Origin of the sequence: Paraflavitalea pollutisoli, assembly GCF_029360705.1 — a bacterium.
Classification (GTDB): domain Bacteria; phylum Bacteroidota; class Bacteroidia; order Chitinophagales; family Chitinophagaceae; genus Paraflavitalea; species Paraflavitalea pollutisoli.
The window spans coordinates 1,603,866-1,618,481 of record NZ_JARKMX010000008.1 but is presented as its reverse complement, the minus strand read 5'-3'; the positions used below and the strand labels follow the sequence as shown (position 1 = coordinate 1,618,481).

The window sequence follows — 14,616 nt, the reverse complement described above, 5'->3', positions numbered from 1 at the left end:
GTTAACGATCAGTTATAGATTAGACAATATTAAGCCGGGGATGGGTAATTAATTATACAGCGATATTTAGTTATAAAAGTTGTGCCAGGTAACTGCAATCTGTAGGTGAATTGGACAAAAAATGTAAATGTTATTCGATTGTTATTGAGTTGTTATGCTACTCTCGTAATTACTATGTATTGTATAAATTACTTCTCACGACGCTAATTATTCGGTAATTCTCATGTGTCTTAATAGGTTAAAAAGAAAAGCTCCCGGTTTCTTCCGGGAGCTTTGTGTTTTTCTCCAGCTTCGCTGGAGATTGGTAGCTTCTTTTATTTAAGCCTGTAAGCGGTCACGGTTTTACCAAAAAAAGTAGGTACGTACACAATCCGCTTGACCGGATCATACCCGATATCGGCCGTATTCTTTTTTTGCGGGTGTGTTTCCAGTAAGGTTTCTACTTTGCCGTCAGCATGGACGTAAAACAGGTAGCCCACCCAGGCGGTAACGAGGTAGTCGCCATTGCCGATTGGTTCAATGCCGTCTGCTCCCTGTGGTAAATCGGCGATCTTGGTCAGGTTTTTCTTTGCATCAGCCTTTAAAAAGGATTTGCCGGCACCAATGATCAGGTCTTCCCCAACTGCTTTTAAACCATTTAGGCCCGGCAGGCTTTCCAGGTACAGTTTCAATTGACCATTCTCCAACTTCCATACCTTAAAGGTTTTAGAGTCTGAAACATAGACCTCGCCTTTCTCAGATACAGTGACGTCATTGAATGATTTAGCGCTGTCGTGGGTGATCTTTTGGAGGATCTGTGCGGTCGTACGGTCGATCACCACGACCGTGTTGTAATCCGCTACATACAGTTTGTTGCCGGATATGCCCAGGCCTTTGGGGCAATGGAGGCCTTGTAACCAGTTGGGGTTATAATGCTTGCCATCTTCGCTCAGCGAACCAATGCCGCCTTTCCCATCTGCTTCCCAGGGTTGACCATCGATCAGTGACACATACAAAAAGGGCTTACCGGCTGAATTCAGCGCAGGAAGCACCGATTCCGGTACCGCTACTACGGTATCTGTTTCCCAAATCTTTTCGAGTGAATGGGTTTGGGTCCGGGCACTGATGGCCAACAAGGACAACAGGGCAGCAAAAGTCATTTTCATGTTGTTAGGTTTTAAGTGGGCCTAAGATACGGTATGCAACCAAAAGTTCATCCCCTTTGTGCGCAATGGTTGAACCGGCACAAAGGGGATGATGTATAACGCGAACTGTAAAACGAACAATAAGAACCGGATCAGGAAATGAATTCCTTTTGGTAGCTGAGCGGACTTTTACCCGTGATCATTTTAAAATACTTGTGAAAGCTGGTGAAGTTGTTGAAACCGCTTTCATAGCAAAGCTGTTTGATGCTGAGGTTGTTTTCGATCAGCAGTTTACAGGCCTGGCCTACCCGGATCTCGATCAGGAATTGCGAATACGTTTTACGCGTCCTGGATTTGAAATACCGGCAGAAGGAATTGGGACTGATGTTGGCGACAGCCGCAATCTCTTCCAGTTGTATCTTGCGTTTATAGTGTTTCAGGGAGTATTCGTAGATGGCATTCACCCGGTCATTTTCGGCGTCGACCATATCGTGTTTGAAACCGATCGATGAAAGCGTAGTCAGTTGCTTGCAGTCGGCAATGACGTGTAATGCTTCCATCAATATGATGATACGTTCGGGGCCATCCGTCTTGAGGAGGCGTTCCAGGAGTTCTCCCACTTGTTGACGCGTTTTGCCCGTGATCTGCAGCCCTCTCCTCGATTTTTCCAGTACAGTACGGATGCCGACATTCTCAGGCAGGTGCAGGAACTGCTCGCCCCAGAAGTTTTCGCAAAAATGCGCTACGCGGATATCGGCCGGAGCAGGCATTTCTTCTTCAAAAAAGTTATCGTCAAACCGCCAGTAATGCGGCAGGTGAGCGCCTACCATGACGATATCGCCCGATTTGAACCGCTTGATACTGTCGCCGATGAATTGGGTGCCTTCTCCCTTTTTAAAGTGGATCAGCTCGATCTCGGGATGATAATGCCAGCGGTTGTTGATATAGGGAACCAGGTCGCGGCGTACGCTGAAAGAGTGGCGCGGGCCGGTAGATACTTTAAGGAGTTGCGGTCGCATGCAGTGTGTGTTTGGAGTTCGCGGTTTTTTAGTCGATCCGATCAGCGTAGTAACGCAGTCTGCCGGTCGGAAAATACGTTTTCGGAAAAAGAAAGCGCTATTTCCGGAAAAATGTTCGAAACTATTGCGGGGGAGGCGCCGTGGAATCGCCCTGTCGCAGCAGGTGGTAATGGGTGCCCGGAAAGGAGATACTCCTGGCATGAACAACCCGTCGCGGGCGTGAAAGAGGTAGGTTTTCAGTAAGGAAAACAGCAACCTGGTAATGGCAGTATACCATGGCAAGCAAATTTTGATGAACAGAATACAGCATTTACTATCCTGGTACAAATTGCCCAATTTTTCTCAAAGCGGTATCAGCGCATAATCACTTTATTTATGCAAACGTTTTCGAAAATCAGGACGGAACAGGATACTTATTTTCGTTGCAAAAACATCGATCCGGGACGTTTGGAAAGGATAAAACTCCTTGATAACAGGCTTTTTATATAATTTAACCATGCCAATCCAGCTTATTGAATTGACAACCTGATGGGGTTTTATACTTGCCGACATATATTTATTTGTACTAAAGAATATTGGCATCAAAAAAATTATGGAACATACACACAAATACCTCCAGATACATCCCGGCGACAATGTGCTGGTGGCTTTACAGGACCTGCCCAAAGGGACGCTGATACAACACAAAGGCAGGCAATTTCCGCTGACCGATCAGGTTGCTGGAAAACACAAGTTTACCCTGCAACCCCTCAACCCGGGCGATAAGATCTATATGTATGGGGTGCTCGTGGGCAAGGCAGATACTGCCATTCCCGAAGGTGGCCCCATCACCACCCAGAATATACACCATGCGGCAGAAGATTTTAGCCTCGGTCAGCGCCGGCTCACGTGGGATCAACCAGATGTTACCAAATGGGCCCATAGAACGTTCAATGGCTTCCACCGGGCCGATGGTACAGTGGGTACAGGGAATTATTGGATCGTGATCCCCCTGGTATTTTGCGAGAACCGCAATGTGGAGGTATTGAAAGAAGCACTGATCGATAAACTGGGCTACAGCAAAACAAAGGCATTCGAAGCTGATGTGGAAAAGCTCGTAAAACTGTACCAGCAAGGGGCCGATGATGTCTCCATACTGGCCACGCCCTTCGAAGAAGTATTTACCGAGCGGAAGCCGCAGCGCGTATTTCCCAATGTAGACGGCATCAAATTCCTCAACCATGACATGGGTTGCGGCGGCACCCGCCTCGATGCCAACACCCTTTGTGGCTTACTGGCTGGTTACATCACCCATCCCAATGTAGCCGGCGCTACCGTTTTGAGCCTCGGCTGCCAGCATGCCCAGGCATCTATCCTGCAGGACGAGATCAGAAAACGCGATCCGCAATTCAATAAGCCCCTCGTGATCCTCGAGCAACAAAAAGAAGGTACGGAGCAGCAATTGCTGAAAAAAGCCATCAAGCAAACGTTTGCGGGATTGATGCAGGCCAATGCCATCGTTCGTCAACCAGCTCCGCTGTCCAAATTGTGTGTGGGCCTCGAATGCGGTGGCTCTGATGGATTCTCCGGCATATCGGCCAACCCGGCACTGGGATATGTTTCGGACATCCTCGTTACGCTGGGTGGATCGGTGATCCTCGCTGAGTTTCCCGAACTCTGTGGGGTAGAGCAGGAGTTGAGCGATCGGTGTATAGATGAAGCTACCGCGCTGAAGTTTATGGACCTGATGCGTGTTTACAATGCGAAAGCAGAAGCAGACGGTTCCGGCTTTTATGCCAACCCTTCACCCGGCAATATACGGGACGGATTGATCACCGATGCCATCAAGTCGGCGGGAGCTGCCAAAAAAGGAGGCAACTCGCCCGTTACCGATGTCGTCGATTATCCCGAACGTGTTACCAGGCCAGGACTTAATCTTCTGTGTACGCCCGGTAACGATGTGGAGAGCACCACAGCAGAAGTAGGCTCAGGGGCCAATATCGTCTTGTTTACTACCGGGCTGGGTACACCTACCGGTAACCCTATCGCACCCGTTGTTAAGTTGTCGACCAATACGAAAACGTTTTCGAAGATGCCAGACATCATCGATATCAATTGCGGCACCATCATCGAAGGCACTGAGACCATACCCGAAGCGGCCGACCGCATCCTGGAGTATATGATCGAAGTGGCCAGTGGCAACGTACAACCCAAGGCGGTATTGCTGGGGCAGGATGATTTTATTCCCTGGAGAAGAGGCGTAAGTTTATAAAGCATTCTGTTATCTTCGTTCCCTCAAACAATAAACCAGATCAATATTCATGAGTAACACCGCAGTAAAGCCGACGCCCCTGATGGAACAATCTTTTAGATGGTTTGGTCCCAAAGATCCCGTTGGACTATGGGATATTCGTCAGGCAGGCGCAACAGGCATTGTAACCGCTCTGCACCATATTCCCAATGGAGAGGTGTGGCCGGTAGAAGAGATCATGCAGCGTAAAAACGAGATCGAGGCCGCCGGATTACGCTGGAACGTGGTAGAAAGCATACCGGTGCATGAGCACATCAAGATCCAGCAAGGTGACTACAAACAGTATATCGAGAATTATAAGATGAGCATCCGCAACCTTTCCCGTTGTGGTATAAAGATCGTTACGTACAATTTCATGCCCGTGCTGGACTGGACACGTACCGATCTCGCCTATACGGTCGAAGATGGATCGAAGGCCCTGCGTTTCGAACGTGCTGCACTGGTAGCGTTCGACGCATTGCTGTTGAAGCGTAAGGGAGCACGCGGTGAATATTCGGATAAAGAACTGGCCGCCGCCGTAAACCGGCTGGAGGGCATGAGCGACTCCGAAAAGACATTGTTGCAGCGCAACATCATTGCCGGCTTGCCGGGTTCCGAAGAAAGTTTCACCCTGGCACAGTTTCAGCAAGCCCTCGATACCTACGATGGGATCGATGCGCAAAAGCTGCAACAGCACCTGATCTATTTCCTGCAACAGATCACCCCGGTGGCAGAAGAGGAAGGTGTAGTATTGGCCATTCACCCCGACGATCCTCCCTATGCGATCTTTGGATTGCCCCGTGTGGTCAGCACAGCCGCTGATGTACAGGCCCTGTTCGATGCAGTGCCCTCTAAGGCGAACGGACTTTGTTTCTGCACCGGCTCATTTGGGGTACGCGCAGACAATGACCTGCCAGGCATGGTAAAGCGTTTTGGCGATCGCATCAACTTTATCCACCTGCGCAGCACGCAACGCGATGCAGACGGCAACTTCTACGAAGCCAATCACCTCGAAGGCGATGTAGACATGTACAGTGTCGTAAAAGAAATATTACAGGTGATGAATAGCCGTAACCTTTCCATACCCATGCGGCCCGATCATGGACACCAGATGCTTGATGACCTCAAGAAGAAGACCAATCCAGGTTATTCTGCCATCGGCCGCCTGCGCGGCCTGGCCGAACTGCGTGGTCTCGAATTAGGCATATCACGTAGTTTACCACGATAAATGAATGGAACGATGTAAAAGATCAAGGCGGCAGTAATGCTGCCTCTTTTTTGTGCCTTTTCGCCACAAAACATGGATACTGCGGCAGTACCTACCTGGCTTATCGGGATCTTCATAGCACCCACGGCCAGCGATACGATAACGGCCACCGACAATAAACCCGCCGTCACTACGAAAACCAGTCTCTTTTTCAACAAGTAATAAGTTTATGCTGCATCCTTAAGGATGAAGCTTGTCATGCAAATCTTTGATGGCTGCCGGCAGTCGGGTAGAAAAATTCACCATCAACGGACCATACACTTCCACGATGCGTTGGCGCTTACCAGCCGTCGTCAGTGACATCAGTGGAGGCGCCCGCGCCACCGGTATTCAGATGCAGGGCTTCTCCTCAGAATACATCATGGTACTCATCAACGGGCAACCCATGACCGGACGCAACAGCGGCAACTTCGATCTTTCGCGTATCAGCGTAACCAATATCGAACGGGTCGAGATCATCAAAGGTGCGTCCTCCTGCCTGTTCGGCAGCGACGCCCTCGGCAGGGCCATCAACATCGTCACCCGCCACGGCGCCAAACAACCCCAGGCAATGGTATCTATATTATATGGTAGCCTCAATACCGTCGATGCTATCCTGGAAGGGGAGACCCCTTTCTCACTACTTCACCCACTACCAGTCGGATATGAGCGTGGCCTGGCAACAGCAAAGCGGTCCTGTCAGCAGCGAAACCTTTACCCAAACCCTGCACCGCCTGGAGCAGCAGTTTGCCTGGGCAATGGAGGACCGGTTGAAATTTACCGGTGGATTGGGAGGAAGCGTCGAGATCATGAACACCAGTTCCTACAAGACCGGCAACAACATGGCGGCGGGATTTGCCTGTCTGCAAACCAAGTATAACCCGACCCCCACCACCGAACTGACTGGCGGCCTTCGCAATGACCGCCACAATACCTACGGCGGCAAGTTGAACCCAAGCATCGGCCTGCAGCAGAAGATCTACTCCCAATTTACCTTTCGGGTGTCAGCCGGTACCGGATTCAAGGCGCCGGATTACAAAACTCGCTACCAGGTATTTGTCAACCCACTGAGTAACTATATGGTTGTCGGCACCGAAGTGCTGGCAGCCACCCTTCAACAATTGGAGAAGGCCGGCGAGATCAGCGAGATCCGGCAGCACCTGCTCAGGCAGCAGGCCGGCATCAACCTGTCTTGCCGCGTCAACTACCGCGGCAAGTATCCCTTCGGAGATGCCAATAACAACTATTTCATTGACCGTTACGATGCCTTTGTGGACGGCTACTTCCTCCTGTATGCCACCAGGGAAAATCCTTTTTACAAAGACCACCTGAGTGCCCACGCCACGGTCGATAACCTGCTCGACTACACCGATCGCCTCATGCCGGCTCATCCCGGACGTATCCTGCTGGTCGGCGTCCAGTATCGGTTTTTGAAAGATTGACCGGTATACAGGCATACTACTTTTCTACTACAAGGCGGGGTATTTTAAAAAATACCGATGCGCGAATGATTGTCAATCAGCCTGTTTCATTTTGTGTGGAAAGATTATAAGCTGCGGCCAGCTTAAAAATGAGGATTTGCCCCCTCTATTATGTTTCTTTGCCCCCCTGATTTCGATTGCGCACTTATAATTTTAGGATTGATAGGATCGTTTTCACTCTCCAAAAATTAACGAATATGACTGTTGACTTGCCATGGATGGTGCTGCCATCCCCAACTGCTTTTATACCACCACCCGGCAAAACCCGGAGATCGAAGCTTCCATCAGCTACCAACCGATCAACAACGAATACCCTCTTTTCACCGGCTTAAATCACATCGCGTCTTTCCAGGATTGCGCCTCGTCCGCGTAGCCTGATATTATACTTTTCGAAATACTTAATGATTCCAGGGGACCGCAAACCAGGCTCCCGCTGCTGTATTAAAAACAAAAATTGCTGCTGTTATGCAAGAAATTGACATCTGGGGACGGACCGGCAAGGCTGACCGGTCGCCCCTACTAACCAAGTTGCTATTATCCCTAACTTTTTTACTGTTGACAACATTCGCCTTTGCGCAGGAGGCCGTGACCGGTCAGATCCGTGTCGCCGAAGGCCCTGCAGTAGGCGCCACCATAACCGTAAAGGGCTCTACGGTGTCGGCGCAAACCGATGCAGAAGGAAAGTTCAAGATTGCCGCCAAACCTGGCGACAGACTCGAAGTGACCTATGTAGGTCATGAAACCCAAACGCTGACGGTTCCATCCAGTCGTCTGGTATCCGTATTACTGTCTGCCACTTCCAACAACCTCGACCAGGTGGTGGTAATTGGATACGGACAGGCCCGTAAGAAAGACCTGACCGGCGCCATCACACAGATCAAGCCCGATAAACTGGCTGATCAGAACCCCAACACCGTACAGGATGTACTGCGTGGTACACCCGGGCTCAGCGTAGGTCTCGATCCCAATGCCAAAGGCGGTGGTTCGATCCAGATTCGCGGCCAGCGTTCCGTGTACACGGATGGTGGACACAATGACCCTTTGATCGTATTGGACGGTATGATCTTCTATGGGGAATTGTCTGAGATCAATCCCGACGACATCGCCCAGATCGACGTACTGAAAGACGCGTCGGCTGCAGCTGTATATGGTGCCCGCTCTGCCAACGGCGTATTGATCGTGAGCACAAAACGTGGTCAGAAAGGAAAACCCAAGATCAACTTCACCAGCAACTTCGGGGCAACGACCATGGCTGCCAATCGGAAAGTGTTTGATGCTGCCGGCTACATGCGTTATCGTGAAGACTGGTATACCGCAGCCACCTATGGCCCCAACACTGCTACAGGTACTTACGACGCTTACCAGACACCCTTGACACAATGGAGTGGCAACAAAAGACCTGGTTACTATGCCCAGGCCACCGCTGAAAACCTGGCCAAATACGGTATTACCATCGACCAGTGGAGAGCCTATGATGCTGCACCGGTTGCCAATAACGATGGAGTATGGGCAAGACGCCTGAACATGGCCGACGTTACGCTGAAAAATTTCCTGGATAATAAAACTTTCGATTGGTACGATCAGTCATTCCAGACCGGTACCAACCAGGACTACAATATCAGTGTATCCGGCGCCAACGACAATGCCAACTATTACCTGTCTGCCGGCTACCTCGAAAACAAAGGGATTATCGTAGGCGATAATTACCGCGCGATCCGTTCCAATCTGAAGGTGGAGAACAAAGTGACCAAATGGCTCGAGATCGGCGCCAACGTCAACTTCCAGAACCGAACCGATGGAAGTATCGCTACGGATTGGCAAAAGCAGGTAATCCGCAACTCACCTTATGCGCAGTATTATGATGCCACCGGTAAACTGGCAGTACACCCACAGGGCGACGCCATGCTCAATAACTATGGTTACAATTATGACTTCGACAAGCAATACCTGACGCTTGACAAAGGTTATACAGTCATCAACGCGATCATCAACGCCAAGGTGAAATTGCCTTTCGGTATCACCTATTCGTTCAATGCATCGCCCCGTTACCAGCAGTTCCGCGATCGTTACCATGAGTCGGCCAGCCACCCCGACTGGAAAACCACCAATGGTCTCATCAATCGGGAGCAGACCCAGCGTTTCGATTATTCACTTAACAATACCATCAACTGGGAGAAGACATTCGCGACCAAACACCGCGTAGCAGTCACCCTCGTACAGGAAGCGGAAAAACGCCAGGGTTGGAAAGACAGGATCGAAGCCCGCGACATCCGCCCGAGCGATATCCTGGGTTACCATGAAGTGCAGAACGCCGACAAAGCGAAAAGTAACTTCGACTCGGAAGACATTACGGAAGCGGCCGATGGTTTGTTAGGACGCCTGTTCTATTCGTACGATGACCGCTATATGTTCACCGCTTCTTTCCGTCGGGATGGATACTCTGCCTTCGGATCGGATAAAAAACGCGCCAATTTCCTGTCTGCTGCCGTAGCCTGGACCTTCACCAATGAAAAGTTCTTCAACTGGGAGCCCATGACCTCCGGTAAATTCCGCTTCTCTTATGGTCAGAACGGTAACCGTTCACTGGCGGATGTGTACCTCGCATTTGCCAACCTGACGGCAGGTACCGGTGCTACACAAGGTTACCTCGACAACAACGGCAACCTGGTGCAATACAAATACCTGTTCATGGACCGCCTGGCCAACACCCAGCTTTCCTGGGAGAAAACAGAGTCTGCCAACTTTGGCCTGGACTTCGGATTCCTGAATGACCGTATTACCGGTTCATTTGATTACTACATTACCCCAACGGTAGACATGATCATGAACCGTACACTGCCCGGTTATTCTGGTGCTGCCCGCATCGCTTCCAACCTCGGTAAAGTCGTGAACAAAGGTTTCGAGATCACGATCAATACCACCAACATCAAGACCAAAGACTTTACCTGGAATACTACCTTTGGGTTCTCCAAATACAGAAGCGAGATCCAGCACCTGTATTACGAGTACACGACGCCTATCTATGATGGTGCAGGTAACATCACCACCTACCGTGAGCGCGACGACGTAGGCAACAGGTGGTTTATCGGTCAGCCGATCGGTGTGATCTGGGATTACAAGGTGACCGGTATCTGGCAGAAAGAGGAAGAGGCTGAAGCAAAGAGGTATGGTCAGCGCCCCGGTGATCCTAAAGTGGAAAATTCTTACACCGCGGATGATATCAAGAACCCCAACGGAACTGTTACACCACAGTACAACGATAATGACAAGCAATTCCTCGGACAGTCTGCTCCTCCGATCATGTGGTCACTGCGCAACGACTTTACGTGGAAGAACTTCAACTTCGCTTTCAACCTTTATTCCTATATGGGGCATAAGAGCCTTGCAGGTATTTACCTCAACCAGGACAATGGTACTTCTCTCGTGACCAACCTGGCCAATACCTGGAAAAAAGATTACTGGACCGTCGATAATCCAACTACAACGGTAGCCCGTCTGGACGCGAAGGGCGTTACTGGCGTAGGCGCACCCGGTATGCTCTATGATCGTTCTTTCATCCGCCTCGAGAATATCTCGATCGGTTACACGCTGCCCCGTAACCTGGTGGGCAAAGCCGGCATTGAAAGAGTGAAGGTGTTTGCGAGTGTACGCAACGTGGCCGTATGGACCAAACAAAAGAATTGGGAGTATGGTGATATCGAGACGTTCAATACCAGTGGCGACGCCAATCAGATGTTCCGCTCCGGAATGGCGCCCAGGGCTTTCAACTTTGGTTTAAATGTTACTCTCTAAAAACGATTGAGCATGAAAAAGACAATTCAAACGATCATCAATAGAAAAACAGCGGTGGCCATGATACTGGCCAGCACGCTGGCCACTCAGTCAGGGTGTAGCAAGGAGTTTTTATCACCCGAGCCTACCTCTTTTTACGAGCCGGATAAGACCCTGGTCAATAAGGCAGGGCTCGATGCGGCGCTTGCAACGGCCGACCGTCACCTGCGTACCTACTGGTCTTATTTCAACTACCAGGACCTGAGTTTGCCGATCAGTACTGAATATATGTTTACGGATATGGCGGTGGCCAGTAAGACCGACGACGGCAATATCCTGGCAGATATCGCTACCCGGGTTACTCCTACTGAAATGCCCGAAAGAATGATGTGGTATTGGGATGAGACATATAATGGTATCAAGTATGCCAATACAGTGATCAACTATGTCGATAACGCTACGGATGTTAGCGACAATGACAAGAATATTTACAGGGGCCGGGCTTTCTTTCACCGTTCGTTGCGTTACATGGACCTGGTATTCAAATTCAAAGATGTTCCCCTCGTTACCAGGATGCTGAAGCAGCCAAAGGTAGACTACAAAAGCACCAAACGTGAAGCCATCCTGCAGATGATCACTGCCGATATGGAGAAAGCGGTAGAGTGGGTGCCCGATCAGAAGAATATGAGCCTTGTCGGGATGATCAATAAGGCTGCCTGCCGTCAATTGCTCATTAAGTGTTATATGGCAACCGCGCAATGGCAAAAAGCCATCGATCAGGCCAATATCCTGATTGACCAGTCGGGCTATTCGTTGATGACGGCACCTTTCGGTTCTTTCATCAATCCTTATCCCCAGACCTGGCCCATCACCCGTAACGTGATCTGGGACCTGCACCGTCCGGAAAATAAAGGCATTGGTGCCAATAAAGAAACCATCCTGATGATGGTGAACCGCAACGGTACAGATGCCGGTACTAAAATGAACACGATGCGCAACTGGCTGCCCTGGTTCGATGCAACCGGCACCACGATGCCTACCGGAGGACAGGCACTGCTGTATGTGGCTACTTCCAATGCCAACTACCGTGTTGCTTATGACTACACGCATGCATTGGGACGTGGTATCGCGCATATTCGTCCTACGTATATGGCCACCAACGAACTGTGGACCAATATCAGTGATGCAGGTGACCTTCGCCACAACAGTACAGTAGGAAACTGGGTACGTGTCGATTCATTGAAGTACAATGATCCCAGAAACACAGCCTGGTATGGTAAGAACCTGCGCTTGTACAACGATGCCGGAGCCATTCTTTGTAATGACACCATCCGTCAGTGGTTCGACTGGCCACATTACAAGTATTACATCGAAGATCCGTTGGAAACGGGTAATGCCAACGAAGCCAACCACCGCGGTGGAGCCGGCGACCTGTATTGCTATCGCCTGGCCGAAACCTACCTGCTGCGTGCAGAAGCTAAGTTCTATGCTGGCGATCCCGCCGGTGCTGCGGCCGACGTGAACAAGGTAAGGCAACGTGCAGGATGTACTACGCTGTTTACTACCGTAAGCATTGGAGACATCTTCGACGAGCGCGCCCGTGAACTGAACATGGAAGAATGGCGCTTTACCGAGTTGAGCCGTGCTTCGTATTGCCTGGCATTGAGTGGCAAGGCCGATGAGTGGGGTAATACCTACAATGTCGAAAACCTATCTACCAAGAGCTACTGGTTTGCGCGTGTATCCCGTTACAATAACTATTACAACAAGGGCAAAGCCGTGGTGAAAGGCCGCGCTTACACGATGGGTGCGCACAACATTTGCTGGCCCATACCACAAAACGCGATCAACGCGACAGGTGGCGCCAAACTGTGGCAAAACCAGGGCTACAGCGGCTACGATCCCGCAGTGGTAAGATGGGATAAGTGGGAAGATGCGGTGAAGGACGAATTACCTAAGTAATCCCAACCCAACAGTTTTTGGATAGCATATAGCATCTCCAGAGGGTGTATCAAACCGATACACCCTCTTTTTATGATAGCAATACCAAGTGGATGTAGTCAGGTGTTGAGCAGGTCAGGGCAGTTGAGGGCGGTAATGTGGCCGATGCAGTTTTTCCAGTGCTACCTGCTTGTACAACCGTCCGATAGGGATCTCCAAAGCACCCAGGTAAATAGAAAGCCCATTGTAACCGGATATCTTATCCGCCGGGACCATGTACGACCGGTGTACCCGCATAAATTGGTACTCCGATAACAGGCCCTCCATAGCAGAGATGGATTGCTTCACCAGCAGAAAATTGCCACCAGTCAGGAATACCTTTACATAGTCCTTCCAGCTTTCGATGTAAAGAATATCTTCCACAAATACTTTCTTCATGTCCTTATCGACCTTTAGGTACACATAAGGAGTATAGGGTAAGGTGGCCGGTATGGCTGGATGAGGATGCACCTGGGTTTGTATGCGGTTCAATTTGGAGATGGCTTTGAAAAACCGGTCGAAGGAAACGGGCTTGAGCAGAAAGTCAACAGCATCCAGCTCAAATCCTTCAGCAGCAAATTCCCGGTGGTCCGTCACGAATACCACCTTCGGTGGATGCGAGAGACTCTTCACGAAATCGATGCCCGAAATCCTGGGCAACTGAATATCCAGGAAGATCACATCCACGCGTTGCTGGTGTAAGATGCTCAGCGCTTCGATCGCATTATGGCATTGCCCCACAATGTCGAGGCCGTCAATGGCGTCAATGTGTTGCGCCAACAGCTTCATGGCAGCCGGATCCTCATCGATCAGCAGACAGCGCAGTTTCATGAGAGGCTGATTTGAGTGATCCAGCAGGATGCATACCGACATGGAAAATACTGGCTGTAACGGGAGCCACTGCCATTCCCTGCCTCGCAAAACGTTGTCAGTGATGGTGCAGGTGGTTGCGCCGGACCCGTGGCCTGCAAACAGACCAGGGGAGCAAAAATATCGTTGGAGCAGGTAGTCATGTTTTGTTACAAATTAATCGATTTGAGACAGCGCCGGGATCACTCATTCGGGTGATTTTGTGCATGCAAGGAAAGGCGAATTTGCAGCGCTCCATCGTTCGCTCGTACGCGATTCGGCTGGCCGGGAATTGATCATGCCCATGTCCACCCTCTATGCCGATGTCAACCCGCAGGCTACCTGGCGCCTTGCACATACCCTGCACGGCAGAGCGCTGAGCGACCAGTTGCTCGCCGATTTTCAACAACAGGAATTCACGCTCGTCGATTCGGGCCATTTCCGCGGTCTACAGGGAAATCAACATCGATATATGTCACCCCGATATCCCGGTAAAGTATTGTACACCAGTACCACCTACAAGCCCTGGTATTGGAAAGGGTTGTATAAGAACGTGACCTGGCCTTGTTATGTATTTGAGGTTCGGAATGGATGAAGCTAAGAACACATCGGTCGCTGAGATTTTCAGCGCTTTAGCTTGTTCGATAGCATGGTCGGTCACTTCGTTATCGCTGGCTTTTGGGAGAACTGGTAGGCCGCTGCTGGATTACAAATTTTTTGCTTGTTCAATGGCCCGAACGATCTCTTCGTTATCGGTGGCCTTCGGAGAGCCGGTAAGGCTAAGCAAATACAGTTTGTCGTGCCGCTGGAAAAAATAGTACCGCGCAAAGAACATCAACTTGGATCCGTTGATAAAGGTGAAAGCATTTTTCCTCAC

At 50.2% G+C, this 14,616-nt stretch carries 11 protein-coding genes and 1 pseudogene; 9 read left to right on the top strand and 3 right to left on the bottom strand.

Annotated elements, in window-relative coordinates; translation table 11 throughout:
- Window positions 1-314: 314 nt before the first annotated feature.
- Both P2W70_RS20170 and P2W70_RS20165 read right to left on the bottom strand, forming a co-directional pair.
- Window positions 315-1,145 (bottom strand): SMP-30/gluconolactonase/LRE family protein, encoded by an 831-nt coding sequence (locus tag P2W70_RS20170; RefSeq protein WP_276483322.1) that lies wholly within the window; start codon window positions 1,143-1,145, stop codon window positions 315-317.
- Window positions 1,146-1,276: 131 nt separating this feature from the next.
- Window positions 1,277-2,143 carry an AraC family transcriptional regulator gene (locus P2W70_RS20165; RefSeq protein ID WP_276483321.1) on the bottom strand — a complete coding sequence of 289 codons (867 nt, stop codon included), beginning with the start codon at window positions 2,141-2,143 and terminating at the stop codon, window positions 1,277-1,279.
- Window positions 2,144-2,735: 592 nt separating this feature from the next.
- Here P2W70_RS20165 and P2W70_RS20160 point away from each other — a divergent pair.
- The 8 genes and pseudogenes from P2W70_RS20160 (at window position 2,736) to P2W70_RS20130 (ending at window position 12,872) form a co-directional block, all read left to right on the top strand.
- Entirely contained in the window at window positions 2,736-4,394 is a 1,659-nt protein-coding gene (locus tag P2W70_RS20160) for a UxaA family hydrolase (protein ID WP_276483320.1), read from the top strand.
- Between the two features lie 49 nt (window positions 4,395-4,443).
- Window positions 4,444-5,640: a mannonate dehydratase gene (gene uxuA / locus P2W70_RS20155; RefSeq protein WP_276483319.1), complete on the top strand. Its 1,197-nt coding sequence runs from the start codon at window positions 4,444-4,446 to the stop codon at window positions 5,638-5,640.
- A gap of 72 nt (window positions 5,641-5,712) precedes the next feature.
- A complete protein-coding gene (locus tag P2W70_RS20150; RefSeq protein WP_276483318.1) occupies window positions 5,713-5,841 on the top strand; it encodes a hypothetical protein in 129 nt (42 codons plus the stop codon).
- Window positions 5,842-5,890: 49 nt separating this feature from the next.
- Window positions 5,891-6,169, top strand: a pseudogene (locus P2W70_RS34470) (TonB-dependent receptor plug domain-containing protein); the annotation flags it as partial.
- Between the two features lie 76 nt (window positions 6,170-6,245).
- On the top strand, window positions 6,246-7,100 hold the full coding sequence (locus P2W70_RS20145; RefSeq protein WP_276483317.1) for a TonB-dependent receptor domain-containing protein: 855 nt from the start codon (window positions 6,246-6,248) through the stop codon (window positions 7,098-7,100).
- Between the two features lie 253 nt (window positions 7,101-7,353).
- The gene (locus P2W70_RS20140) at window positions 7,354-7,512 is read left to right on the top strand and encodes a hypothetical protein (RefSeq protein WP_276483316.1); all 159 of its coding nucleotides are present in this window, start codon (window positions 7,354-7,356) and stop codon (window positions 7,510-7,512) included.
- A 92-nt stretch (window positions 7,513-7,604) separates the two neighbouring features.
- Complete coding sequence (locus P2W70_RS20135) at window positions 7,605-10,931, top strand: SusC/RagA family TonB-linked outer membrane protein (protein ID WP_276483315.1); 3,327 nt, start codon at window positions 7,605-7,607, stop codon at window positions 10,929-10,931.
- Between the two features lie 12 nt (window positions 10,932-10,943).
- Entirely contained in the window at window positions 10,944-12,872 is a 1,929-nt protein-coding gene (locus P2W70_RS20130; protein WP_276483314.1) for a RagB/SusD family nutrient uptake outer membrane protein, read from the top strand.
- A gap of 114 nt (window positions 12,873-12,986) precedes the next feature.
- On the opposite strand, the gene P2W70_RS20125 is transcribed toward P2W70_RS20130, so the two are convergent.
- Window positions 12,987-13,721: a LytR/AlgR family response regulator transcription factor gene (locus tag P2W70_RS20125; RefSeq protein ID WP_276483313.1), complete on the bottom strand. Its 735-nt coding sequence runs from the start codon at window positions 13,719-13,721 to the stop codon at window positions 12,987-12,989.
- A 241-nt stretch (window positions 13,722-13,962) separates the two neighbouring features.
- Between P2W70_RS20125 and P2W70_RS20120 the strand changes: the two genes are divergently transcribed.
- Window positions 13,963-14,334, top strand: coding sequence for a hypothetical protein (locus tag P2W70_RS20120; RefSeq protein ID WP_276483312.1), 372 nt, complete (start codon window positions 13,963-13,965; stop codon window positions 14,332-14,334).
- Window positions 14,335-14,616: the final 282 nt, after the last annotated feature.

Coding starts and splice junctions, on each gene's coding strand:
- P2W70_RS20150 (WP_276483318.1), top strand. CDS start 5,713: ATGGATACTGCGGCAGTACCTACCTGGCTTATCGGGATCTTCATAGCA.
- P2W70_RS20160 (WP_276483320.1), top strand. CDS start 2,736: ATGGAACATACACACAAATACCTCCAGATACATCCCGGCGACAATGTG.
- P2W70_RS20165 (WP_276483321.1), bottom strand. CDS start 2,143: ATGCGACCGCAACTCCTTAAAGTATCTACCGGCCCGCGCCACTCTTTC.
- P2W70_RS20135 (WP_276483315.1), top strand. CDS start 7,605: ATGCAAGAAATTGACATCTGGGGACGGACCGGCAAGGCTGACCGGTCG.
- P2W70_RS20130 (WP_276483314.1), top strand. CDS start 10,944: ATGAAAAAGACAATTCAAACGATCATCAATAGAAAAACAGCGGTGGCC.
- uxuA (WP_276483319.1), top strand. CDS start 4,444: ATGAGTAACACCGCAGTAAAGCCGACGCCCCTGATGGAACAATCTTTT.
- P2W70_RS20125 (WP_276483313.1), bottom strand. CDS start 13,721: ATGAAACTGCGCTGTCTGCTGATCGATGAGGATCCGGCTGCCATGAAG.
- P2W70_RS20145 (WP_276483317.1), top strand. CDS start 6,246: ATGGTAGCCTCAATACCGTCGATGCTATCCTGGAAGGGGAGACCCCTT.
- P2W70_RS20140 (WP_276483316.1), top strand. CDS start 7,354: ATGGATGGTGCTGCCATCCCCAACTGCTTTTATACCACCACCCGGCAA.
- P2W70_RS20170 (WP_276483322.1), bottom strand. CDS start 1,145: ATGAAAATGACTTTTGCTGCCCTGTTGTCCTTGTTGGCCATCAGTGCC.